The 22,326-nt window shown below is 60.6% G+C and carries 24 protein-coding genes and 2 pseudogenes; 16 read left to right on the top strand and 10 right to left on the bottom strand.

Annotated features, from left to right (window positions below):
• Window positions 1-129: 129 nt before the first annotated feature.
• Window positions 130-1,170, bottom strand: coding sequence for a glutamine synthetase beta-grasp domain-containing protein (locus ASD31_RS03890; protein ID WP_056329658.1), 1,041 nt, complete (start codon window positions 1,168-1,170; stop codon window positions 130-132).
• 323 nt (window positions 1,171-1,493) lie between these two features.
• On the opposite strand from ASD31_RS03890, the gene ASD31_RS03885 reads away from it, so the two are divergent.
• A complete protein-coding gene (locus ASD31_RS03885) occupies window positions 1,494-1,685 on the top strand; it encodes a DUF2735 domain-containing protein (protein WP_056329655.1) in 192 nt (63 codons plus the stop codon).
• Window positions 1,686-2,313: 628 nt separating this feature from the next.
• Here the strand turns inward: ASD31_RS03885 and ASD31_RS03880 are convergent.
• From ASD31_RS03880 to ASD31_RS03865, 5 genes and pseudogenes are all read right to left on the bottom strand, one after another.
• Complete coding sequence (locus ASD31_RS03880) at window positions 2,314-2,787, bottom strand: YbaK/EbsC family protein (protein WP_056329654.1); 474 nt, start codon at window positions 2,785-2,787, stop codon at window positions 2,314-2,316.
• A gap of 77 nt (window positions 2,788-2,864) precedes the next feature.
• Entirely contained in the window at window positions 2,865-3,053 is a 189-nt protein-coding gene (locus tag ASD31_RS03875) for a hypothetical protein (protein WP_056329651.1), read from the bottom strand.
• A gap of 65 nt (window positions 3,054-3,118) precedes the next feature.
• Window positions 3,119-3,373, bottom strand: a complete 255-nt coding sequence (locus ASD31_RS03870) for a GlsB/YeaQ/YmgE family stress response membrane protein (RefSeq protein WP_056329649.1) — start codon at window positions 3,371-3,373, stop codon at window positions 3,119-3,121.
• Between the two features lie 142 nt (window positions 3,374-3,515).
• Window positions 3,516-3,782 (bottom strand): annotated as a pseudogene (locus ASD31_RS27050) (DUF305 domain-containing protein); the annotation flags it as partial.
• 9 nt (window positions 3,783-3,791) lie between these two features.
• Window positions 3,792-4,568 (bottom strand): annotated as a pseudogene (locus ASD31_RS03865) (MauE/DoxX family redox-associated membrane protein); the annotation flags it as partial.
• Window positions 4,569-4,626: 58 nt separating this feature from the next.
• On the opposite strand from ASD31_RS03865, the gene ASD31_RS03860 reads away from it, so the two are divergent.
• The 15 genes from ASD31_RS03860 (at window position 4,627) to visR (ending at window position 18,830) form a co-directional block, all read left to right on the top strand.
• Window positions 4,627-5,052 carry a MerR family transcriptional regulator gene (locus ASD31_RS03860; RefSeq protein WP_200952121.1) on the top strand — a complete coding sequence of 142 codons (426 nt, stop codon included), beginning with the start codon at window positions 4,627-4,629 and terminating at the stop codon, window positions 5,050-5,052.
• Window positions 5,053-5,820: 768 nt separating this feature from the next.
• Window positions 5,821-7,443: a globin-coupled sensor protein gene (locus ASD31_RS03855; protein WP_082520398.1), complete on the top strand. Its 1,623-nt coding sequence runs from the start codon at window positions 5,821-5,823 to the stop codon at window positions 7,441-7,443.
• 129 nt (window positions 7,444-7,572) lie between these two features.
• Complete coding sequence (locus ASD31_RS03850; RefSeq protein WP_056329645.1) at window positions 7,573-7,866, top strand: STAS domain-containing protein; 294 nt, start codon at window positions 7,573-7,575, stop codon at window positions 7,864-7,866.
• Between the two features lie 3 nt (window positions 7,867-7,869).
• A complete protein-coding gene (gene cheY1, locus ASD31_RS03845) occupies window positions 7,870-8,235 on the top strand; it encodes a chemotaxis response regulator CheY1 (protein WP_056329642.1) in 366 nt (121 codons plus the stop codon).
• Window positions 8,236-8,252: 17 nt separating this feature from the next.
• Entirely contained in the window at window positions 8,253-10,556 is a 2,304-nt protein-coding gene (locus ASD31_RS03840) for a chemotaxis protein CheA (RefSeq protein ID WP_056329639.1), read from the top strand.
• Between the two features lie 6 nt (window positions 10,557-10,562).
• Window positions 10,563-11,030 (top strand): chemotaxis protein CheW, encoded by a 468-nt coding sequence (locus ASD31_RS03835; RefSeq protein ID WP_056329637.1) that lies wholly within the window; start codon window positions 10,563-10,565, stop codon window positions 11,028-11,030.
• On the top strand, window positions 11,027-11,935 hold the full coding sequence (gene cheR, locus ASD31_RS03830) for a protein-glutamate O-methyltransferase CheR (RefSeq protein ID WP_056329634.1): 909 nt from the start codon (window positions 11,027-11,029) through the stop codon (window positions 11,933-11,935). Before ASD31_RS03835 ends, cheR begins: the two co-directional genes overlap by 4 nt.
• The gene (locus tag ASD31_RS03825; RefSeq protein ID WP_056329631.1) at window positions 11,932-12,987 is read left to right on the top strand and encodes a protein-glutamate methylesterase/protein-glutamine glutaminase; all 1,056 of its coding nucleotides are present in this window, start codon (window positions 11,932-11,934) and stop codon (window positions 12,985-12,987) included. Before cheR ends, ASD31_RS03825 begins: the two co-directional genes overlap by 4 nt.
• Window positions 12,987-13,376, top strand: coding sequence for a response regulator (locus ASD31_RS03820; protein ID WP_056329627.1), 390 nt, complete (start codon window positions 12,987-12,989; stop codon window positions 13,374-13,376). Before ASD31_RS03825 ends, ASD31_RS03820 begins: the two co-directional genes overlap by 1 nt.
• Window positions 13,373-13,927, top strand: coding sequence for a chemoreceptor glutamine deamidase CheD (cheD, locus tag ASD31_RS03815; RefSeq protein ID WP_056329624.1), 555 nt, complete (start codon window positions 13,373-13,375; stop codon window positions 13,925-13,927). The genes ASD31_RS03820 and cheD overlap by 4 nt, the downstream gene beginning before the upstream one ends.
• A gap of 96 nt (window positions 13,928-14,023) precedes the next feature.
• On the top strand, window positions 14,024-14,416 hold the full coding sequence (gene cheT / locus ASD31_RS03810; protein WP_056329621.1) for a chemotaxis protein CheT: 393 nt from the start codon (window positions 14,024-14,026) through the stop codon (window positions 14,414-14,416).
• A 310-nt stretch (window positions 14,417-14,726) separates the two neighbouring features.
• Window positions 14,727-16,412 (top strand): flagellar basal-body MS-ring/collar protein FliF, encoded by a 1,686-nt coding sequence (gene fliF / locus ASD31_RS03805; RefSeq protein WP_056329618.1) that lies wholly within the window; start codon window positions 14,727-14,729, stop codon window positions 16,410-16,412.
• Between the two features lie 415 nt (window positions 16,413-16,827).
• Window positions 16,828-17,076: a hypothetical protein gene (locus ASD31_RS25750; RefSeq protein ID WP_156392498.1), complete on the top strand. Its 249-nt coding sequence runs from the start codon at window positions 16,828-16,830 to the stop codon at window positions 17,074-17,076.
• Window positions 17,077-17,335: 259 nt separating this feature from the next.
• Window positions 17,336-18,076, top strand: a complete 741-nt coding sequence (gene visN / locus ASD31_RS03800) for a transcriptional regulator VisN (protein WP_056329616.1) — start codon at window positions 17,336-17,338, stop codon at window positions 18,074-18,076.
• A 10-nt stretch (window positions 18,077-18,086) separates the two neighbouring features.
• On the top strand, window positions 18,087-18,830 hold the full coding sequence (gene visR, locus ASD31_RS03795) for a transcriptional regulator VisR (protein WP_056329613.1): 744 nt from the start codon (window positions 18,087-18,089) through the stop codon (window positions 18,828-18,830).
• A gap of 81 nt (window positions 18,831-18,911) precedes the next feature.
• Here the strand turns inward: visR and ASD31_RS03790 are convergent, their stop codons facing one another.
• The 4 genes from ASD31_RS03790 to fliN form a co-directional block, all read right to left on the bottom strand.
• Window positions 18,912-19,352, bottom strand: coding sequence for a hypothetical protein (locus ASD31_RS03790; RefSeq protein ID WP_056329610.1), 441 nt, complete (start codon window positions 19,350-19,352; stop codon window positions 18,912-18,914).
• A 5-nt stretch (window positions 19,353-19,357) separates the two neighbouring features.
• Window positions 19,358-20,440: a flagellar biosynthesis protein FlhB gene (flhB, locus tag ASD31_RS03785; RefSeq protein WP_056329606.1), complete on the bottom strand. Its 1,083-nt coding sequence runs from the start codon at window positions 20,438-20,440 to the stop codon at window positions 19,358-19,360.
• 133 nt (window positions 20,441-20,573) lie between these two features.
• Window positions 20,574-21,605, bottom strand: a complete 1,032-nt coding sequence (gene fliG / locus ASD31_RS03780) for a flagellar motor switch protein FliG (protein ID WP_056329603.1) — start codon at window positions 21,603-21,605, stop codon at window positions 20,574-20,576.
• Window positions 21,606-21,634: 29 nt separating this feature from the next.
• Window positions 21,635-22,303 carry a flagellar motor switch protein FliN gene (gene fliN / locus ASD31_RS03775; protein WP_082520394.1) on the bottom strand — a complete coding sequence of 223 codons (669 nt, stop codon included), beginning with the start codon at window positions 22,301-22,303 and terminating at the stop codon, window positions 21,635-21,637.
• Window positions 22,304-22,326 lie beyond the last annotated feature (23 nt).

The raw sequence follows: 22,326 nt of genomic DNA, 5'->3' as shown, positions 1-22,326 counted from the left end.
TTCCGAACCATGAAACTAGTCATGGCGCAGCCCGAATACCAGTGCGGCATGTGTGGGGCAGGCCAAGAAAAGGGCCGGCCGTGCAGGGGACATGGCGCCGGATCAATCGCCGGCGCCATGAGATTGTTGTCAGGCTGCAGCCGAGATGCTGCTTTCCAGCGGAACTTCCAGGATCGTCTGCAGGATGCGCGAGGCGATCTGGTAGGGGCAGCCCTGCGAATTCGGGCGCCGATCTTCGAGATAGCCGCGATAGCCGTTGTTGACGAAGGAATGCGGCACCCGGATCGAGGCGCCACGGTCGGCGACGCCGTAGCTGAACGTGTCGATCGACGCGGTCTCGTGTTTGCCGGTCAGGCGCAGATGGTTGTCCGGACCATAGACGGCGATGTGTTCGGCGCGGTTCTTGCGGAAGGCTTCCATCAACGCTTCGAAATAATCCTTGCCGCCGACTTCGCGCATATGCTTCGTCGAGAAATTGGCGTGCATGCCGGAGCCGTTCCAATCGGTATCGCCGAGCGGCTTGCAATGATATTCGATGTCTATGCCGTATTTTTCCGTCAGGCGCTGCAGGAGATAGCGCGCCATCCAGATTTCGTCGGCGGCCCTCTTGGAACCCTTGCCGAAAATCTGGAACTCCCACTGGCCCTTGGCCACTTCGGCATTGATGCCTTCATGGTTGATGCCGGCGGCGAGGCAGAGGTCTAGATGTTCCTCGACGATCTTGCGGGCGACATCGCCGACATTGGCATAGCCGACGCCGGTGTAATAAGGACCCTGCGGTGCCGGATAGCCGGTTTCCGGGAAGCCGAGCGGCCGGCCGTTCTTGTAGAAGAAATATTCCTGCTCGAAGCCGAACCAGGTGCCTTCGTCATCGACGACCGTGGCGCGGCTGTTGGACGGATGCGGCGTGACGCCGTCCGGCATCATGACCTCGCACATGACCAGCACGCCGTTTGTGCGCGCCGGGTCTGGGTAGAGCGCGACGGGCTTCAGCACGCAATCGGAATTGCGGCCTTCGGCCTGCAGGGTCGAGCTTCCGTCGAAGCCCCAGAGCGGCAATTGTTCGAGCGCCGGGAAAGTCTCGAATTCCTTGACCTGCGTCTTGCCGCGAAGATTGGGCGACGGTGTGTATCCATCCAGCCAGATATATTCGAGCTTGTATTTCGTCATTTCGAACCTCTCAAGGGTTGATGATCCGCAGCATCGGGCAATCGACCCGCGCTCCGCCGCCAACGGCTGTCAACTGTTATGCATGCGGCGTGCCAGTTTGATCGGGGAGGCGATTTTTAAGTCGGAAGCGCGAAACATTCACGGCATCGCCGCGTTTTGCTTGCCCGATGGGCGTCCGGACATTGATGACCGAACAGCGCGAAATCAGTCATGCGTAGGGTGCCGCCTATAATTTAGGCGGAAAGTATTTTTTTTAATCAGGCCGGGAAAACCTGCTATGATCGGCGCTCGATCCGTCGCGGTTCGAAAAGAAGGAAGGTCGCATGACAGTGATTTCCGCAAGCGAGACGGCCAAGATTTACGAGTTCCCCTCCGGTGGTCGCCGGACAGGCCGTCGTTACGATCAACCCGGCGTCTTGGCCGAGCTGCGACCGCAAGCAGGTCCCGTCCTGGATTACGAAAACTGGTATCATCAGGACGCCATGGGCGAGGCGGAGCAGACGCCGAAGTCCTGATCATTCCCAGCCAGGATCGATGCTGCTGACCGATCAAGGGTGTTGCGCGCTATTCGACACCGGCCAGTCGCCGGCCCATAATCAGCATGGATCAGCAGTCCCCGGGGGCGTCATGACGCTCGCTCTTATGCCGCGCCTCGATGCCGTCGGCGCATGCTCAGCGCTGCCTTCCTATCCGTCCATCCATGACGACAGATGCCCCTGCAGCTGCTGGATGCCTGTTCATGGTTAACAAATTGTGAGCCTGTCCACAGGTGTGACACTTTCTTAACGAATTGGGCGCAATTTGGACCGGAGTCATCCTTCGGGCGGATCAAAACCAGTGTTCATCCGTTGAGCGCAAGGAGATTTGACGCAGCCGTAGCGAATTGCGGGGCGGGCGAAGATCACCGCGCGGCGGGCGGCGGACCAACAGGTCCGGGCCGGTCTGCCGCGGAAAGGATGTTCGGCATGACAGACCATATCATGAAGACGCTCCTGAACATCATGGCCGCGCTTTTCCTTGGCGCCATCATGATCCTGTTCGTGGTTCTCTGACGAGGCAGCGGACGAACCGGCAAGCAGGTGGCGGAGGCCAGCCGCGCCGCTCCTGTCCTTCAGGAGACCCGGTACTTTCGGCCGGTTCCGGTCACGGCCCCGATGGGATATCCGAAACGTCGATCCATTCCGCCGCTGCAAGCTCTGCCATCCGGTCGGGACTGATCCGCACCGCGGCATTGGGCGCCCCGGCCGCCGGGACGACTTCTCCAAAGGCCTTGAGCGAGATATCGCAATAAATCCTGTGCGGCTTGACCAGGCCGAAGGGACACACGCCGCCGACCGGATGTCCGGTCTCCTCTTCCACCTCGTCGAGAGCGAGCATGCGCGGCTTGGAAGCGAAGCGGGCCTTGTATTTTTTGTTGTCGAGGCGAGCGTCGCCACGCGTGACGATCAGGATGACGTCGTCGGCGACGCGCAGGGCAAGCGTCTTGGCGATCTGCGCCGGCTCGACGCCGTGACCCTCGGCGGCAAGCGCGACGGTCGCTGTGCTCTGCTGCAGTTCGATGATCGTGATGTCAGGCGCGTGGGCGGCAAGGAAGGCTTTGACCGATGACAGGCTCATTGGCGTAGAAAATTCCGTTCGATCGGCAAAGCCGGAGAAAGGCCGCACGGGCAGCCTGGGGATATCAGGCGATCCTTTCAGCCGTCGTTCGACGCGTCAAGGTCTTCCGGCCGGATGCCTTCCTGCTCGTGGTGGAGATAACCGTGGCTGGTGAACCAGTTTTCCAGGATGGCGGCGATGGCCTGCTCGCGCAGATGGATGCCGGGATGATCGGAAATGAAGGATTGAAGCGCTTTTTCAATCCGGGGATCATAGGTGTCAGACATTGTATCTCCCAGAAAATGGGTAGGTTTGGCCCGCGCGAGGCGGGCCATTGTCGGGTGATGGATATTCAGGCGCGTTTGACGATCCTGATCAAGGCAAGAAGGATGACGGCGCCCAGTGTCGCATTGATGATGGCCCAGAGAATGCCGCCCTCCGTGCCGAAGCCAAGCCGGGGAAACAGCGCCCCGGCGATGAAGGCGCCGATGATGCCGACGACGATATTGCCGATGAGGCCGAAGCCGAAGCCTGAAACGATGAGCCCGGCGAGCCAACCGGCGATGGCGCCGATCAAGATGAAGACGAGAACGCTTTCGATACCCATGGATGGTTCCTTTCCGTTGGATCTGCGAAAGCAAGATAGCGCGCCAAAAGAATTCCGTTAGTGGAAAATGATGGCGGTCTCTGCTTTTTGCGCTTTTGCCGGACGGGCACACTTCCCCGTCCGGTCGGCACAGCCGCTGACCTCATTTCCGGTTCTTTGCCTGCCACGCCTTCATTTCGGCAATTTCCGCCTCCTGGGCCTTGATGATCTCCTCCGACATCCGCCGCAGCATGGGGTCGCGGCCGAATTCGAGCTCGACCTTCGCCATGTCGATCGCGCCCTGATGGTGCGGGATCATCATCGAGACGAAATCCCGGTCCGCATCGCCGGACATGCCGGTATTCATGTCGCGGTTCATCTTCTCCATGCCGACCATATAGGCCTGGGAGGAGGGAGCGGCCCCCATATCCATTGCCGGCATGGCGTGGCCGGCTGCGCCGCCGCCCGAGAGCGTCATGGCGAGCATCCAGACCGCCATGGCGATCATCATCAGATTCTCGGTCAGCGAGACGAAGCCGAGCGGCACATTGCTGTCGCCGCCGACGCAGGCGCATTTCAGTTCGCGCCTGTCGAGATAGACCGCCTTGAACACCGAGACGGCGCCGATCGTGCCGATGAACAGAGCCACGGGTATGGAGATCCAGTTGAGTGCCCCGGCAATCATCAGGATACCGGCGCCCGCCTCCGCGAAGGGATAGACATAGCCATAGGGAACCCATCGCTTGGCAAGCAGGTCGTAGTTGAGGAACATCGTCGAGAAGCTCTCGATGTTCTGCAGTTTCAGGATCGCCAGCACCGCCATGCTGAAGGCGATGAACCATTCCGCAGCGCGGATCGTGAGGACATCGCCATAGGCGGCGTAGCTGGTGGCAAGCGCCATGAGCGCGGTGACGACGAAGACGGCGATTACCGGGCGGTAGGTGACGGCCTTGGGATCACGAACCGTCTTGCCGAAATGTCGGCGCAGGTCGTCATAGCCGCCGATCCGCTCCCCGTCGATGAAGGTCTGCGGCGTCGTCTTGACCTGGTGCTCGGCCTTGAACGCATCGGTTTCCGCGCGCGTCGTCAGCCAGCGGTCATCCACCGTATAGCCCTCTTTCTGGAGGAGGTGTTTGGCCTTCAAGCCATAGGGACAGACATGCTTCTCCATGACCATGCGATAGAGGGTAGCTGTCTTCGAGGGGGTGGCGGGCATGTCGCAATCTTCCGTTTTACTTGTTTCGTTCGATTGCCGAGAGTATAGCTTCCGTACCATGGTACGGAGTCAAGCGATGAAAAATACGACGATTGCAGGACTGGCCAAGGCGGGCGGCGTTGGCGTGGAGACGGTGCGTTACTATCAGCGCCGCGGCCTTCTGGGCATGCCGGAACGCTCCGGCGGCGTCGGTCTCGGTGGCGGCATCAGGCGCTACGGCGAGGACGACCTGCGCCGCCTGCGCTTCATCCGCTCGGCCCAGACGGCGGGGTTCACGCTGGACGAGATCGGCGAACTGCTGGCGCTGGATGCGAGCGAGGACCGGCAGCGCGCCCAGGCGCTGGCAAAGGAGCGTATCGCGGCGCTGGACGCGAAGATCGCTGAACTGGAGGCGGCGCGCAAATCGCTTCGCCGCCTTGCGCATGATTGCGCCGCCAACACGAGCGGCCCATGCCCGATCATCGCCGCCTTCGACCACGGCTGACAGGGTGGTCGGCAGAGCGCGCCGAGGGCGGGGTGGATCAGGTTTCGTGTGAAAAGATGTGGCGGCGAGGGCTTGTCAGAAAACGCGCGAATGCTGAGATTTGCGGCCGTCCTCGAGATTGAGGACGATGGAAATCGCTGCCAGCGTCAGGGTGGCGATAAGCGTGGCGCTCAGTCCCAGAACAATCATTGCTCGTCCCTTCTACGTCATCCTCATGATGCCGCTTGAAATTGGCCGCCCACGCTTTCGCATGGCTTGCACCGGCCAGAATAGCCGATAGTTAATCGGCGTCGCCGGCAAGATCAATTATCAAGTTTTACCATTGAGAATCTGTTGTCCGTGCCCGCGGCAAAACCCTGTTGCGCAGGGGATTGGATCGCTTGGCGGCGATAGGGCTCCAATTTTAGCGAAACCCGATACGGACTATCAACCGTTAACCTTCAAGCAACGAATTAACCATAAACATGATGCGACACGTCGGATTGGGAAGTCTATCTCCCGGCAAGGCATGACGCCGCACCGACGAACCGGGTTTGATCCGGTATGCATTTCACCGGATTATTCTTGGGGACGAAACGGCCGGAACGCCGTTGCCGGACGGTGGTGCCTAGCCTCCATCCGCCGGACGCACGCCGGGTCGTGCTCTCGACATATCCGAACAGATGAAGCCGCGCGTTCGATCGGGCGCACGGCGGCGAACAACAGTTGAACGTCTGGGAACTCTGAAAGCCGGTGGTTCTTCAGTAGATGCCGGATCGGGGAAGCAGCGTGAGGCAGGAAACGTCGCCAGATCGGACCAGGAAGGCTCAGGCAGGCAGCCTGCTCGAGCGTCTGCGTTTTGCCGGGCTGGACGAAGGCCAGACCGATGTCCTGCGCCGAAACCGTGAGACCCTGGGCGCCCAGGTCGAACTGGCCTTGCGCGATCTCTTCCATCGCCTCCAGACCTTTCCGGAGGCAGCGCGCCATTTCACCAGCGATCGCCAGATCGACCGGCTGCACGATCTTCAGTCCTCCCATTGGAGCGTCCTGACAGACGCCCGTTTCGACAGCCTCTATGCCGAGCGCGTCAAGGTGCTGTCGGATGCCGAAAGCAAGATGGGCCTTGACCCGCGCTGGCAGATTGCCGGCCATGCCGTCGTGCTGGAGCGCCTGATCTGCTCGATGATCGAGGAGTTCTGGCCGAAATCCGTCCTGCCGCTTGGCAAGACGCGCAAGCAGGAGCTTGCCGAACTTGTCGCCGCGCTCGTGCGTACCGTCTTTGTCGATACCGAGATTTCCGTATCCCTGCGCTTCAACGAACAGCGCCACGCGCATCAGCGCCAGCTTGCCGAACAGCGTAAGGCCGGCGAAGCCGAGGCATTCGCGACCTTCGGCGATGTCGTCCAGGCGCTCGGCCGCGGCGATCTCTCCGTTCGTGCTGCCGACGAAGCTGCCGCCTACCGGCCGCTGGCGCAGGAATTGAACACCGCCCTCGACGCCATCGAGCGCCAGGTGGTCGGGCTTGGCGACAGCGCCGGTACGATGGAAGGAACATCACGGGAACTGAGAGGCCAGGCCGCCCTGTTTGCCGATGGAGCCGCCCGGCAATCCGAGGCACTGGGTGAAACCGTCACGGCGCTCACCGCCATCGTCGGACGCGTGAAAGACAATGCTGTTGCGACGCGCGCGGCGGAAAAGAGTGTGGCGACCGCCCGCCAATCGGCCGAGCAGAGCGGCGAGATTGCCGGCCAGGCGATTTCCGCCATGGCCGATATTGAAGCATCGGCCGAAAAGATCGGCCAGATCATCGGGGTGATCGACGAGATCGCCTTCCAGACCAATCTGCTGGCACTGAATGCCGGGATCGAGGCGGCGCGGGCAGGCGAAAGCGGTCGCGGCTTTGCGGTCGTCGCCCAGGAAGTCCGCGCGCTGGCGCAACGCTCCGGCGACGCGGCGCGTGAAATCAAGCAGCTGGTGTCGAGCACGAAATCGCAGGTCGAGGCCGGGGTGGAGCGGGTCGGCCGCACCCAGGATGCGATCAGCAGCATCGTCGAGCAGGTTCGCGGCATCAACGACGCCGTTGCCGGCATCGCCGCCGAAACCGCCGACCAGGTCGATGGCCTGCAGTCAGCGACATCCGATCTCGGGCGCATCGGCATCGAAATCGCCGCCGGCGCCGGCAAGGCCGCGGAGGCGAAGGAAACCTGCGGCGACCTGCATATGGTCATTCTCGAACTCGGCCAGACCATCCGTCAGTTCCATGTCCAGCGCGAGGCGCCGAAGATGGCCGCCAGCCGGCCTTTCGCGGCCGCGGTGGCGATCGAAACGCTTGTCGATGCCAATAACCGGCAAGATCACGGTTTCGAAGACGCCGACGGTCTTCAGGTCCAACTCGCTGGATGGGGGCGCTGATGCACGGCTTTCGCAAACCCAGCATTCCGGTCCTGGACAATTCCTGCCTTCGACCCACCGGTCGGAGGTCCGCCGGCAATCGTCTGAACCGTTCCGTTGAATTACTCCCAGCCAGGCAAGGAAAGTAAGATGGCAAGCAAGAAGGCCGCCCAGAAAAGTTTGAGCCTGGCGCCGATCCTCGATCTGAACGAGGCGAGCGCGCTGCATGGCAAGCTCATGGGGCTGCGGGGCTCCGGTCTCGTCATCGATGCTTCGGCGGTGGAGCGTGTCGGGGCTTTGTGCGTCCAGGTGCTGATGGCCGGGGCGAAAAGCTGGGAAGAGGATAATCAGTCTTTCACCTTCGCCAAGGTGTCCGACGCTTTTACGAAAACGACACAGCTCATCGGGGTGAATATCGATCACCTGATGGCAAAGGAGATTTGAGAAATGAAGAAGAAAGTTCTGACAGTCGATGATTCCAGAACCATCCGGAACATGCTTCTCGTCACGTTGAACAATGCCGGGTTCGAAACGATCCAGGCCGAAGACGGCATCGAAGGTCTCGAGGTTCTCGAGGACGCCAATCCCGACGTGATCGTCACCGACATCAACATGCCGCGTCTCGATGGCTTCGGCTTCATCGAGGGCGTGCGCCGCAACGAGAAATTCCGGGCCATTCCGATCCTCGTCCTGACGACGGAAAGCGATGCGGAGAAGAAAAACCGCGCTCGCCAGGCAGGCGCGACCGGATGGATCGTCAAGCCGTTCGACCCGACCAAGCTGATTGATGCCATCGAGCGCGTAACCGCTTAAAATCAGGATCCGATCCCATGGATATGAACGAAATCAAAGAGATCTTCTTCCAGGAATGCGAAGAGCAGCTCGCCGAACTGGAATCCGGTCTCCTGAGGCTGAACGACGGCGACCGCGACCCGGAAACCGTCAACGCGGTTTTCCGCGCGGTGCATTCCATCAAGGGCGGCGCCGGGGCCTTCGGACTGGATGATCTCGTCTCCTTCGCGCATGTGTTCGAGACCACGCTTGATTGCGTTCGTTCCAACAAGCTGGCGCCCAGCCAGGATGTCCTCAAGGTCATGCTGAAATCGGCGGATGTACTCGCCGACCTCACCAATGTCGCCCGCGACGGAGGCAGCTTCGATCAGGCTCGCTCCACCCAGCTGATCCGCGAACTGGAAGCCCTGGCCAAGGGCGAGGCTCCTCCGGCTGCTCCTGCCGGCGAACCGGCAGCGCCAAAAGCGGCCGCTGCAAAGTCCGCGCCCGTCGCGGCCGCAGCCCCTGCCGAGCCCGCCGCAAACGAGCACGGCTTCATGCCCGTCGCCTTCTCCTTCGACGATTTCGGTGGCGACGATGTCGAGGCGGTCAGCGAACTTCCGGCCTATGAGATCGCCTTCAAGCCGAAGTCGGATCTCTACACTAAGGGCAATGAGGCAACGCTGCTTTTGCGCGACCTCTCGCGCCTTGGTGAAATGAGCATCCATTGCAACATGGACAGCCTGCCGCCGCTCGATCAGATGGAGCCGGAAACGGCCTATTTCTCCTGGAAGATCTCGCTGAAGACGGACAAGGGCGAAGACGCGGTGCGCCAGGTGTTCGAGTTCGCCGAATGGGATTGCGATCTGGACGTGATCGCTGTCGATGCCGGGGAAAGCGTCGATGATGCGGAGAGTGACCAGGCGATGCAGCCGGTGCCCTTCGATCTCTCCGCGCTCGATGACGAGCCTGATGCACCGCTCGGCGTGATCGAGGAAGAAGAACAGGCCGCAGCCGCGCAGGAAAGGGACGCGACAGTCGCTGCTGCGCAGATGGCGAGCAATGTCGTGCAGATGGCCGGCAATGCGGCACGCGCCGGTGCTGGCGATAAGGCTGCCGCCGCGGCCGCCCAGAACACTGCCCAGCAGGCGGCTGCCGCCCCGACGATCCGCGTCGATCTCGACCGCGTCGATCGGTTGATCAATCTTGTCGGCGAGCTTGTCATCAACCAGGCCATGCTGTCGCAGAGCGTCATCGAGAACGATTCCAACGGCGTTTCCTCGATCAATATGGGGCTTGAGGAGCTCCAGCAGTTGACGCGTGAGATCCAGGATTCGGTCATGGCGATCCGCGCCCAGCCGGTGAAACCGGTCTTCCAGCGCATGGCCCGCACGGTCCGTGAAATCGCCGACATCACCGGCAAGTCGGTGCGCCTCGTCACCGAGGGTGAGAACACCGAGGTCGACAAGACCGTCATCGACAAGCTGGCCGAGCCGCTGACCCACATGATCCGCAATGCCGTCGATCATGGTCTGGAAACACCCGAAAAGCGACTGGCCGCCGGCAAGAGTGCCGAAGGCACGGTCAAACTCACCGCCAAGCACCGCTCGGGCCGCATCGTCATCGAATTGTCGGACGACGGTGCCGGCATCAATCGCGAGAAGGTGCGCCAGAAGGCGATCGACAATGATCTGATCGCGGCCGATGCCAATCTGTCGGACGAGGAAATCGACAACATGATCTTCCACGCCGGCTTCTCGACCGCCGATAAGGTCTCCGACCTTTCCGGCCGCGGCGTCGGCATGGACGTGGTCAAGCGCTCTATTCAGGCGCTCGGCGGGCGTATCAACATCTCGTCGAAGCCCGGCCACGGCTCGGTCTTCACCATGAGCCTGCCACTGACGCTGGCCGTTCTCGACGGCATGGTGGTTACGGTTGCCGGGCAAACGCTGGTCGTGCCGTTGACCGCCATCGTCGAGACCCTGCAGCCGGATGCAGCCGCGATCCACTCCTTCGGCGCAACCCAGCGGCTGATCTCGATCCGCAACTCCTTCTGCCCGCTGGTCGATGTCGGACGCATCCTCAATTTCCGCGCCACCCAGGCCAATCCGGTGGAAGGCGTTGCCCTTCTGGTGGAATCGGAAGGCGGGGGCCAGCGCGCGCTGATGGTCGATGCCATCCAGGGCCAGCGCCAGGTCGTCATCAAGAGCCTGGAAGCCAACTACACGCATGTGCCCGGCATTGCCGCCGCCACCATTCTCGGTGATGGTCGCGTTGCTCTCATCCTGGACGTCGATGCCGTGGTTTCGGCATCGCGCGGCCAGTCCCTGCACCTCGAAGCATCGCTCGCCGCCGCAGGGTAAGACGTCATGACGGTTCACGCAAAAAATCTGCCGAACGGCGCGCGCGAGCTCATCGCGTTCCGGATTGGCAACCAGGAGTTCTGCGTCAACGTCATGTCCGTGCGGGAAATTCGCGGCTGGACGCCCGCCACGCCGATGCCGCACGCGCCGCAATATGTGCTGGGCGTCATCAATCTACGCGGCGCCGTCCTGCCGATCATCGACCTGTCGGCACGCCTCGGCATGAGGGCCGCGGAGCCGACGGTACGCCATGTCATCATCGTCACCCAGGTCGGGGAGCGGGTCGTCGGCCTTCTGGTAGAGGCCGTTTCCGACATCCTGACGATCAGCGATGACGATATTCAACCGACACCGGACATGACGTCCGAATTCGAGCGGACATTTGCCCGCGGCATCCTCGCGATCGAGGGGCGGATGATCTGCCTGATCGAGCTGGACGCCGTTTTTCCTCATTCCGAAAGTGAAGCTGCATGAGCATGCCGGCCGCCTTTGACAGCAAGCTGTCCCCGGATGAGTGTCTGGCGAGCGGAGAATATCCGTTGAAACGCCGCGACCTCACCGAGATCGCTGCGATGATCTATGCCGATGCGGGCATCTACCTCAATGAAACGAAGGCTTCGCTGGTCTATTCGCGGCTTTCCAAACATATCCGCAATCTCGGCCTGAGCGGCTTTCGCGAATATTGCCAGCTGGTGTCCTCGCCGGCCGGTGCCGCCGAGCGCCGTGACATGCTTTCCCATCTCACCACGAATTTCACGCGCTTCTTCCGTGAGAACCATCATTTCGAACATTTGAAGTCCGACGTCCTGCCCGAACTTTTGGCACGCGCCAGGAATGGCGGGCGGGTGCGCATCTGGTCGGCGGCCTGTTCGGATGGCCAGGAGCCCTATTCGATCGCGCTGACGGTTCTTTCGATGATGCCGAATGTCGCCGACTATGATTTCCGCATCCTGGCGACCGATATCGATCCGAAGATTCTGGCTCTGGCCCGTGCCGGCGCCTATGATGCCACCGCGCTGGAAACCGTGAGCCCGGCCATGCGCAAGCAGTGGTTTTCCGAGGTCGATGTCAACGGGCGCCAGAAGTGGCAGATCGACGATCGGGTCAAGCGGCTGATCACCTTCAACGAATTGAACCTGATGGCGCAATGGCCGTTCAAGGGGCAGTTCGACGTGATCTTCTGCCGCAACGTCGTCATCTATTTCGACGAGCAGACGCAGATGAAGATCTGGTCGCGCTTTGCCGGCATGCTCACGCCGAAAGGACATCTCTATATCGGCCATTCAGAGCGGGTATCGGGCGAAGCGAAATCCGTCTTCGACAATATCGGCATCACCACCTACCGCCATGCCGGCCGGTCGCAGGGGGCGCGTTCATGACAGCCGCCCGCGTTCTCGTCGTCGATGATTCCGCCACCATGCGCGGCTTGATCACGGCCGTTCTCAGCAGCGATCCGGACGTCGAGGTCATCGGCCAGGCGGCCGATGCGATGCAGGCGCGCCAGGCCATCAAGGATCTCGATCCCGACGTCATCACGCTCGACATCGAGATGCCCAATATGAACGGGCTGGAATTCCTGGAAAAGATCATGCGGCTGCGTCCGATGCCGGTGATCATGGTTTCGACCTTGACGCACAAGGGCGCCGAAGCGACGATCGCGGCTCTGGAAATCGGTGCGTTCGATTGCGTTGGAAAGCCGCTCCCCGGCGACCTGAGCCCGTTCGCGGATCTCGCGGAAAAGGTGAAGGCCGCTGCCCGCTCGCAGCGCAAATACATCATCACCGGCAACAAGGTGGCCGCTTCCCCTGTCGCCAATGTCAATACGGTCTCCGATTACCGGGCGGGAAAGAAGATCATCGCGATCGGCTCTTCCACCGGCGGCGTCGAGGCGTTGATCACGGTACTGCAGAAATTTCCGGCCAATTGCCCGCCGACGGTGATTACCCAGCACATGCCGCATACGTTCACGAAGAGCTTTGCCGAGCGACTGAACCGCTTGTGCGCGCCGACCGTAGCCGAAGCGACCGACGGTGCCAGGCTGGAAGTGGGCAAGATTTACCTGGCGCCCGGTGGCGACCGCCACCTTCAGGTCGTCAATCCCTCCTCGCCCAGTTGCCGGCTGCTCGACCGCGAGCCGGTCAATGGCCATCGCCCGTCGGTCGACATGCTGTTCGATTCGGTGGCCGAACTCGCCGGCCGTAACGCCGTGGGCGTGATCCTTACCGGAATGGGCCGCGACGGCGCCGCCGGGCTCTTGAAAATGCGCCGCGCGGGTGCCCGCACATTCGGTCAGAATGAAAAAACCTGCGTCGTGTATGGAATGCCGAGGGTTGCCCATGAAATGGGCGCCGTCGAAACCCAACTGCCCCTCAGCTCAATCGGGGAAGAAGTATTGAAAAGCACCACCGCCCGAAGAGAAGGAATCGAATAATGTCCCTAGCGGAAAAAATCAAAGTCTTGATCGTCGATGATCAGGTCACCAGCCGTTTGCTTCTGGGCGATGCGCTGCAACAGCTCGGCTTCAAGCAGATCACTGTCGCCGGCGATGGCGAACAGGGTGCCAAGATCATGGCCCAGCAACCGCATCATCTGGTTATTTCCGACTTCAACATGCCGAAGATGGATGGTCTTGGCCTGCTTCAGGCCGTGCGCAGCAATCCGGCCACGAAAAAGGCGGCCTTCATCATGCTGACGGCGCAGGGCGATCGCGCGCTGGTGACGAAGGCGGCCGCCCTTGGCGCCAACAATGTGCTGGCCAAGCCCTTCACCATCGAAAAAATGAAGGCTGCGATTGAGGCCGTGTTCGGGGCATTGAAATGATCAATGAGACTGCGTCCAAACGCGTGCATGTCATTCAGGGGGAATGGAAGGTCGTCAGCGATCCGGAGGTCGTTCTCTCGACCATTCTCGGCTCCTGCGTCGCCGCCTGCCTGCGTGATCCGCTCGCAGGCGTAGGTGGCATGAACCATTTCCTGCTGCCGGGTTCGGCGGATGCGCTTTCCTCGGGTGGCGACGCAACGCGTTATGGCGTGCATCTGATGGAATTGCTGATCAACGGGCTCCTCAAGAAGGGCGCGCGCCGCGAGCGGCTGGAGGCGAAGATTTTCGGTGGTGCGAAGACGATCGCGCGATTTTCAAATGTCGGCGAGCAGAATGCGCTGTTCGCGCGGCAGTTCCTCATGGACGAGGGCATCCAGATCGTGGGTGAAAGCACCGGCGGCGATCATGGCCGCAAGCTCGAATACTGGCCCCTGAGCGGCCGCGCCCGGCAATATGCACTGACCGGCGTCGAGGCGCAAAAGGCGGTGGCCCAAGAACAGCGCCCGCGGCCTGTGCCCAAGCCAGTGGAAAATGCGATCGAGTTTTTCTAGCGGCTGCCGGCCTGTGGCCGTTGCCGCTCTGACGGAATTTTTTAGAGTTGGCCGTTCGGCGGGGAACGGCAATGATTGACAGCGTGAGGATGAGTAATGTTGACCGAACTGAAAAGCCACATGCCTCACATCGATGAAGCGCTGCCGGACGTGATGATGCGCATCGTCTCGGAACTCTATGACGTGGCCTATCTGATCGAACGGATCGAACCCATGCTGAACGACATGCATGGCGAAGCGCTTCTGGAATCGGCCGATCGCATCAAGGTTCTGCAGGGGATCGATCTTGCCGTGCAAAAAACGCGCGGCCTCGCCGAATTCATCGATACGGTCACCGCCACCATTCCGCAATCCTGGCTGGTGGATGTCACGACCGCCCTCAATCTGGTCAAGCTTGCCGACATGAAGACATCGCTCGGCAACGGAATGCTGCGTCATGGCCATTCGCAGCCGCTGACCGAAGAGGCCGGAGATTTCGAGGCTTTCTAGCCGTCACGTTCCATCCGATTCTCCCGATCTCGCCGCCGCCCTCGACAATGTCGTGAGGCGGCGGATGCATTTTGGCACCCGATCAGAACCGGACGCTGCCGGTTCCTGCGATGGAGGCGGCCTTTCAAGACAAGTTCGCGCAAGTTTCAGCCTCTACGGTGTCAATCGGGACTGGTAGATTTGCGCGTGATTTTTGACGAAGCCACATGCGTCGGATCGATCCAGAAAACCTGATGTTTGGATCTGCGCATGTTTGTTCTTCCAGGCGATGTTGCCTGAATGAACATGCGCCACTGGGTGCGGAAACAGAATGAATCTGTTGGATCAACTTTCGACGGTCACGAAGAATCTGGCCAATCTCGGACAAGGCAAGCTCATCGCGCTGATTTCGGTGGGAGTGGTCGCGGTCGCGCTCGTTCTCGGTGCCGGGCTCTATGTCAACAAACCTTCCTATGAAACGCTTTACGTCGGGCTGGACGCCAGCGACCTCAACCAGGTCAGTGTCGCGCTCGCCGAAGCCAATATGGATTTCCAAGTCGGCGCCGATGGCACGAGCCTTCAGGTGCCCGTGGGCATGACCGGCAAGTCCCGGCTTTATCTCGCCGAGCGCGGCCTGCCCAACAGCGCCAATGCCGGTTACGAGCTCTTCGACAATGTCGGTTCGCTTGGCCTGACCTCGTTCATGCAGGAAGTGACGAGAGTGCGCGCGCTCGAAGGAGAAATTGCCCGTACCATCCAGCAGATTTCGGGCATCTCGGCCGCTCGCGTCCATATCGTCATGGCCGATCGCGGCAGTTTCCGGAAAGCGGAACAGAATCCGACGGCTTCGGTGATGATCCGGGCCAGCGCCAATATCGGCCGCAATGCCGCGGCATCCATCCGCCATCTGGTGGCTTCGTCCGTTCCGGGCCTCAACATCGACGATGTGACAATTCTCGATTCGGCCGGCCAGTTGCTGGCGACCGGCGATGATCCCGCCAACAGCGCGATGAACCAGTCGCTGGGGATCATCCAGAACGTCCAGAAGGAAATCGAAAGCAATATCGACAAGGCGCTCGCGCCCTTCCTCGGCATGGACAATTTCCGCTCCAGCGTCACCGCCAAGCTGAACACCGACACGCGGCAGATCCAGGAAACGGTGTTCGATCCGGAATCGCGCGTCGAGCGTTCGACGCGGGTCATCAAGGAAGAGCAGAAGTCCAGCCAGCAGCAGCCCGACAATGCTGCCACCGTGCAGCAGAACGTTCCCCAGGCTGCCCCGCAGGGCGGCGCCACCGGCCCCCAGTCGAACGACCAGGCCGAGAAGAAGGAAGAGCAGACCAACTACGAGATCAACTCGAAGACTGTTGCGACCGTTAAGAACGGCTATACGCTCGAAAAACTGTCGGTCGCCGTCGTCGTCAATCGCGGCCGGGTTGCCGCCATGGTGGGCGAGGGTGCCGACCAGGCGAAGATCGACGCCTATATCGCCGACATGCAGAAGATCGTCGCTTCGGCCGTCGGCCTTGATCCGGCGCGCGGCGATATCATCACGCTGACGGCGATGGATTTCATCGATACCGAACTGCTCAACGAGCCCGTTCTCGGCCCCAGCGTCATGGAAACCTTGACGCGCAATCTTGGCGGCATCATCAACGCACTTGCCTTCGTTGCCGTGGCTTTCCTGGTGGTGTGGATGGGGCTTCGTCCGCTGGCTCGCTCGATGGGCGTGGGCGGCGGAGCGGCACTGGCCGAAAACGAGGTGGCCGGCCTGGAACTGCCGGACTTCTCGCCGGCCGGCACGGGCGGGGCAGGCGGCGCGCTCATGGAGGGCTTCGGTTCCGACTTCGGCTTCGACAGCACCGACGACCTGCTCAGCCTGGGAGAGGATGGCGATGGTGCCTTCAACCGCCGGGTCAAGGAAGGCCCGGAGCGCAGGCTCGGCCGCATGGTCGAGATCAGCGAGGAACGCGCTGCCAAAATCCTGCGAAAATGGGCCGTCGAAAAAGCCGCATAAAGGTTCTCGCCCCACCGACAACGCACCGACGAGACCCGCCCTTCCGGCGGGTTTTTCGTTTCGGCTCCTCGGAAGAAGCAGGTCAACCTGAAATTGCCGCCGCACAGACTGGCGGGCCGATTGACGGCATCGCTTGCAGGCGGCGGCGGGTGTGCCTGAAGCTGCTCGCATCTGCCGCGGTTGAAATAGATATCGCCGGATTTCCTGTATTGCCTGTCCCTGTCGGCACGGCGGAAAGAATCATGATCCCGTGACGGGGCTAATCGCTGGCGTACGGATTCATTATATTTAACAAATCGTTAATCTTTTCCTGAGGCGAGGGCCGTTCATCTCGCCTGTTGCGGTTCCGCGCAAGAGTATTGAATCGCCTGATCCGCAGTGATTCATGTCTGATGGCGTAATACAGAAACAATAGTTGCGACTTCCTGGCGATTCCTTCATAGCGCAATCAAGCAACAGGGCAAATGATGCTGCTGCAATTTGGCAACATCCGAAAAGACAAATAAAAAAATGGATTCTTGACAATCGCGATATTGGGCCAAATTTGGTGATTTGCGGCCCGATTTTTGCGGCTTTTCAGCGTGCCGAAGGCGGAAATTGCATCAAAAAAGGCACAACCCGGCCGTGGCTTTTGAAAAATTTATATTACTATTCAGAGGGTTGAGAATTCGAGCCTCAGACCGGCAGCCTCTTTAACGCGATGATCCGCGCCGCCGTGTCGAATCGACTCACGGAAAGACGCAAAAGTAAATCCCGAGAAGAGGGCGGTAGTTTTTCGCAGGGTGCGATGTACATTTTATGGAGTGATTCGCGTTCCCATTTGCGCTGTGCGAGGCAAGGCGGAAAAGCCTCGACACAATTGCCGGAGGCGGCAGGCAAGGCGCTTGAGTGGGCACGGACGAATCCGTCACGGGGGTAAAGTCATGGATGCTCTGCAAACAGAGATTGCGGCCTGGCCGGCGCCGGTTACCACTGCACGTGGCGCCGGACGGGCACTCGTCAAGGAACAGCTCATCCGTAAGCTTGGAGAGTTCGCCGAGCGAGGCAATCTTGCCAAGGGGCTTGCCGCGCTGACCGATTATGTCGGAGCCACTCATCATCTCTTGGCGCGCTATGACCTGTCGCAGGATGACGGCCTGGATTTCGTCGTCTGTTCGAACTGGCCTTTCGATGTCGTAAGGCGCCTCGGCAAGGTGATGTCGCAGCTCCACGCCAAGACCAACGAGATGGAAAAATGCCTCTCCGTGATGCAGCCGGTATTCCTGAGCTTGCCGGACGATATCGACGTCGCCCGGGGCACGAGCCGCGAATACTGCGCCATCACCTTTAATGTCGGGCGGGCACGACTGGCGCTGATGCTGCTTTTTCCCGAGGACATCATTCTTTCGCAGGACAGCCTGCGCGACGTCGGCCTGCTGACCGGCTATTTCGCAAGCTTTACCGGCGATCGCACTGTTCGCACCGACCGGGATTTCGATCTGACCGAACGCGAGCTTGAATGCCTCTTCTGGATTTCCGAGGGCAAGACCAGCGACGAGATCGCGGTGATTCTGGGAATTTCCCGCAACACCATCAACAATTACATCACCAGCGTGATGCGCAAGACGGCGACAAAGACCCGCTCCGAGGCAATTGCCTATGCGGTGCGCAACAATCTCGTATAGGGACCCGGATATGAATTTCATCCCGAATACGCGCACCGCCGACGATGGCAAGGGCACAAGGCTGCAAGCGCGTGCGTCGCGGGCCGCAACGCTCGTGGCCCGGCTGCAGAGCATGCAGAAGCAGGTCAACGCGAAGAATTTTGCGGTCCTTCGGATGAGCGGCACCGGCCTGCCCGCCTCGCGAAAGCTGATCTGCGTTCTCGACAGCTGGGGCGCTGCCACCGAGACCGCCGCAAGCGAGCTGACGGCGGCCTATGGCGCGGAGATGCTCGCGCATCTGGACACGTCGTTGCTGCCGGTCCTGTGGAACGGCATGGGCGAACGGCAGATCGCCGAAACGCCGGATTTCGGACGCTTTACCCATCGCCTCCCGGCAAGCCTGCTGTCCTGCTCCGGCATCGCCTTTCCAGTCCGGCTGGGCGCGCAAGGCAATGGCTATGTCGTTTTTACCGGGACCTATATGGACCTGACGAGCGAAACCATCATCGACCTGCATGGCCGCTGCTGCCAGATCATGACGGATCTGCTCGCGGCCGACGAGCGGCGCATGCTGCCGGCCGAATCGCTCAGTGATCGTGAGATCGGCTGCCTGCAAATGGCCGGCGACGGCTATATCAGCGAGGAAATCGCTGAAAAGATGGGCCTGTCGGTGCATACGGTGAACGCCTATCTGGGCGCCGCGACGACCAAGTTGGATTCGGTCAACCGAATCCAGGCGATCGCCAAGGCCATCCGTCTTGGATATATCAGCTGATCTGACGTTCCGGCCGTCATGGCCGACAGCCGGTCCCAACTTGCCCGGACTAACTCGCCCCGATCTCAACTCGTGCCGGTCTCAACTCGCAAGAGCGACCGGGTAGGACTTGACGAATTTCGCCGCATCGAGGCTGCGGGCAAGAAATGCCGTGTTTTCGTCCGGGTCGGCGGAAGGCCTTTGAAAGGCGATATGGTTGATTTCCAGGCCGGCCTGGTCTTTTCCGAGCGCCAACTGCGCATAGACGGTAACGCCATCCGGCTTCAGCTCCAGGTCCAGAACGACCTCCGGCTGCGTGTCCCAGTCCAGCGAATAATTGCCGCCGATACCGAAATTGACCGTCCCGGGAAGAAAATAAAGTTCCGCGGCGGAGGAGACCAGGTCGGACAGGCTCCCATGCGATTCAAAACGTAAAAGGGCAATGAAGTCGGCGGCATCGATCAGCCGCAATTCCGTCGCAACGGGACGGATGGCATCGGCTACTATTTTCTCGCGTTGTTCCGAATATTCGCATTTTTTCATCGGGATTACGTCATCCGTTTCGTGTTCGGCTGCGTTGCATAGATCCGGTGGATGAGTTCGGCGACCGCCTTGTAAAACACCGGTGGAATGACACTATCCACCGAGACTTGCGCAAACATTGAGCGGGCGAGGGGCGGATCCTCGAAAACCGGGATGCCGTTTTCCTCGGCGATCTCGCGGATTTTGAGCGCCACCAGATCCTGGCCCTTGGCAACCACCGTCGGAGCGTCGCCCTCCTCGCGCACATAGCGCAGCGCCACGGCAAAATGGGTCGGATTGGCGATGACGAGCGTGGCGCGGGGGACCGAAGTGATCATGCGCCGGCGCGCCCGGTCGCGGGCGATGGAACGCAGCCGGGCCCGCACGATCGGGTCGCCCTGCGATTGCTTCAACTCCTCCTTGACCTCCTGCTTCGTCATTCTCAGCTCGGTGTACCAGTGGTGCCGGGTCCAGAAAAAATCCGCCACCGCGATGATGCAGGTGGAAATCAGGATGACGATCATGATCTGGTTGAGATCGCCCGACATGACGGAAAAAATCGTCAGCGGATCGGAAAACATCGAATCGAGCGAGGCGTAGTAGTCGTTCCACAGGGTGAGCACGATGATGGCCGAAACGATCAGGATCTTGAACAATGCCTTGGAAAATTCGACGAGGCCCTGCACGCCGTAGATCCGTTTGAAGCCCGCGATGGGCGAAATGCGGTTCATCTTCGGCTGGATGCGGTCGAGCACCGGCGTCGGCAGGTTCTGCAGGACAGACGAACCTATCCCGAAGACGATCAAAAGCACGAAGAACGGTATGAGCAGCGTGCCGGCCTTGGCGAAAACAAGCATGATCAGCGCCACCACATCCGTCGATGTCTCGAGGCGCCAGGCTTCAGGCTGCTCGAAAATATCCTTCAGCGTTTCGGCGATGGCGACGAAGCCCTGTGGCAGGAAGAACACGATGAAGATGTAGATGGCGATGGTCGAAGCAAACATGGTCACTTCGCGTGAAAACGGCGTATTGCCCTTCTCCACGGCATCGGACAGCTTTTTCTCGGTCGGAGATTCTGTTTTGCTGTCCTTGTCCTGATCGTCCGACATCGGATGAAGGCCTCTTCCCGGTTGACGCGGCCGCAGCCGTCAAACCGTTTTGGGCCGACAGGTCAAGCCATGCAAGGGGAATAGGCGAAAGGGCGCGTCACTTCACAGAAACCGGGACGAAAGCGCCGACCGCTCAGGCAGCGGCCGCCTCCTTTTCCTTCAGCTCGATCTGGCCACCGGCTGCCAGGCGAATGGCCTCCTGGGTGATCGAGCGGCGGGCAATCGCGATATCGCGCGGATTAATGCCGGTATCGCCGGCCGCAAGGTCCGATTCGATCATGCGGCGCTGGCGTGCGCCGATGGAGGCAAGGACCGCCTCGCGCAGCGGCATGCTGGAGCCGCGAAGCGCCATGGTGATGATGTCGCCCGAGACGTCGTTGAACAGCTGCACGCGGCTGCGCTGCGGCATGAGGAGGATATCGTCGAACAGGAAGATCTTCGGCCGCACTTTCTTTGCCGATTCGGTATTGATCGATTCGAGCGAGGCAAGCAGCGTATCGACCTGCGTCTTTTCAAGCTCGTTCATCACCTCGGCGATCTTGATGGATCCGGCCGAGTTCCGATCCGCATCGAGTTCGCGCATCATTTCGATGACCCGGGCCTCGATGATCGCAGCCGCTTTCGGGCTGACATCCTTCATGTTGACGGCGCGGTTGATGATATCGGCGCGGCTGGCTTCGGGAAGCTGCAGCAGCACTTTGGCGCCAAAGGTCGATGGCATCATCGACAGCACATAGGCGATCGTCTGGGGATGTTCCTTGCCGAGATGCTGGGCAACATAGACCGGATCGGAATCCTGCAGGCGGTCCCAGATATTGGCTTCGTAAGCCGCAAACGCAGTGCGGCGACCAAGCAGGCCGTCGACTTCGTCCGGCGTCAGGCCTTCCTCGAGAATGCCCTCGATCGCCTTGGCATTGTCCATCAGGCCCGCACCTTCGGTGAACAGGTCCTCGAATTCATTGACCAGGATTTCCAGCTCATGCGGCGGGATAGAGCGGAGCGACTGCGCCGAGGCGATGATGCCCTGCAATTCGCTCTGCGTGAAGAACTTCAACAACTTGCCTGCGACGGGCTTGCCCATGGCAAGGAGAACGGCTGCGGCCTTGTCCATCTGGGTGAGAGGCCGGGTGGGCGCCGAAGCTTCGAAATTGTCGAAATCCATCATGGATTAATCCTTGTCACCCTCAACCGGGGTCAAACTTTACTGGTACCCTTGATTTCGATGAGCTTTACACCGAAACGCGTTTCGTCTTCGTCGAGCACGGTAATTTCGCCCCGGCCGATTACGCGGCCGTTGACGACGATCTCGACCGGTTCGCCGATCTTGCGGTCAAGCGCGATCGTCGCGCCCTCCGTCAGGTTCATCAGTCCCGCCACCTGCATCCGGCTCGTGCCCAGAACGATCTGCACATCGATGGGAATATCCATGATCAGGTCGAGATTGGCGTTCATGCCGCTGCCCGGCTCGCTCGATGCCTGTTCGCCGAGGCTGTTCATACTGTCGCTGCCAGTGCTTTCGCCGAATGCGCTTCCGCCGAATGTGCTTTCGCCCAGGCCACCGTCGAAGGAGCCAGCATCGAAGGACGTCGCGGCGGTCTGGTCGAGATCGCCGAAGCCCGAACCGCCGAAATCGCCGCCGAAATTGCTGAGATCGGTCTCAGCTGTTTCGAACGTGCTGGCGAAGTCCGACGTCTCGCCGATCGTCGATGTTGCTGCGAAGTCCATGCCGAAATCCGTTTGCGGAGCAGCGCCGCCGGCATCGTCCTGCAGGACGCCGCGCAGATCGTCGATCGCCTTGTCGAGTTCGACATCGCCAGCATTCAGAATCGTCTGGTCGTCGATGGGTGCTTTCTTGGTAGCCATGTGCAAACTATTCCAGTTGAAAC

The sequence above is a fragment of the Rhizobium sp. Root482 genome, assembly GCF_001426565.1.
GTDB lineage: Bacteria > Pseudomonadota > Alphaproteobacteria > Rhizobiales > Rhizobiaceae > Pararhizobium.
Note: the sequence above shows the minus strand (reverse complement) of the source record. Positions and strands in the feature narration are given on the sequence as shown.